A 1,420-nucleotide genomic window follows, 5' to 3' on the forward strand; every position below is an offset into this window, starting at 1 on the left:
TGCAGGTTAACCAACTGGTTCAACATTTACAAACTCTGTTGTAAGATAATTTTGAACCAGAACTAGGAGTTAGTGTCATGGCAAAGGCGATTTGGAATGGTGCAGTGGTAGCGGAAAGCGATAACTGCGAAATTGTCGAGGGAAACTACTATTTTCCCCCCGATACCATCAAAGCTGAATATTTTCAATCCAGTAACACCCATACCATTTGTTCTTGGAAGGGAGAGGCTAGTTACTATACTCTCAGGGTAGATGGACAGGACAATAAAGATGCCGCTTGGTATTATCCCGATCCTAAGCCAAAAGCCCAAAATATCAAAGGATATATCGCTTTTTGGCGAGGTGTGAAGGTTGAGAAATGATCGCCATCTACCCCGGCAGCTTCGATCCAGTTACATTCGGTCATTTAGATATTATCGAACGCAGTGTGCCACTATTCGAGCGAGTAATCGTGGCAGTTCTTTGCAATCCCCATAAAAACCCCTTATTTAGCGTCGAACAACGCATAGAACAGATCAGTTACTGTACAAAACACCTGAAAAACGTTGAGATAGACAGTTTTTCAGGATTGACGGTTGAATATGCCAGATTGAAAGGGGCCAAGGTACTTTTGCGGGGGTTGCGGGTCCTCTCGGACTTTGAAAAAGAACTGCAAATGGCCCATACCAATAAAACCCTCTGGGAAGGGATCGAAACGGTTTTTTTAGCCACCACCAAAGAATATAGTTTTTTAAGTAGTAGCGTGGTTAAAGAAATCGCTCAATTCGGTGGCTCCGTCACCCATCTAGTCCCAGAAAACGTTTCTAGAGATATTTACTCATACTACAGTTAACATACTAGAATACAGTAATGAGGACGATCTGAACCTATGGCGCGCCGAGAACCTAATGATCGCAGAAAAGCAGTACCTAACACTTCTAATAGTGGGGTTCCCAGTCCACCCGTCGATTTCGATATCTATCAGGATTTGGCGCGTCTGCAAGAGATGATTTTTGATAGTTTCCATATCCCCCTCACCCGTTGGACAATCATCGATGAGGGACAGATATCCGAACAGATCGATCTCATCTATGAAACCGTGCCACCAGCAGTACAGAAAGCTTTGGCAATTTTGCAGGAAGAACAGGAAATTATCACTAAAGCGGAGGAATACGCTCAACAAGTCCTTCGTTCCGCTCAACAAAGAGCCGCCCAAATTCTCGATGAGTCCGGTATTATTCAACAAGCAGAACGGCAAGCGGCCCAAATTCGTCAACGGGTTCAGCAGGAGTGTGAATCCTTGCAACAACAAACCCTCGATGAAATCGAACAGATGCGTCACAGCACCTTGCAGGAAGTGCAACAGTTACGACAAAAAACCCAAGCTGAATGTCATGAAATTCAAAAAGGCGCTGACGACTATGCCGAAGCGGTTTTAGAA

3 protein-coding genes are annotated in these 1,420 nt (G+C 44.4%); all 3 read left to right on the forward strand.

Annotation, left to right across the window (positions count from 1 at the left end):
- The first annotated feature begins 77 nt into the window (after nucleotides 1–77).
- Entirely contained in the window at nucleotides 78–362 is a 285-nt protein-coding gene (locus PX484_RS17965; RefSeq protein WP_002800052.1) for a DUF427 domain-containing protein, read from the forward strand.
- Nucleotides 359–832: a pantetheine-phosphate adenylyltransferase gene (coaD, locus tag PX484_RS17970; RefSeq protein ID WP_002800053.1), complete on the forward strand. Its 474-nt coding sequence runs from the start codon at nucleotides 359–361 to the stop codon at nucleotides 830–832. The genes PX484_RS17965 and coaD overlap by 4 nt, the downstream gene beginning before the upstream one ends.
- Before the next feature lie 36 nt (nucleotides 833–868).
- Nucleotides 869–1,420: ATP synthase subunit B family protein (locus tag PX484_RS17975; RefSeq protein WP_288104991.1), on the forward strand; the 552-nt coding region annotated here is incomplete at its 3' end.

The organism is Microcystis sp. M49636_WE2 (assembly GCF_030065375.1).
GTDB lineage: Bacteria > Cyanobacteriota > Cyanobacteriia > Cyanobacteriales > Microcystaceae > Microcystis > Microcystis aeruginosa_C.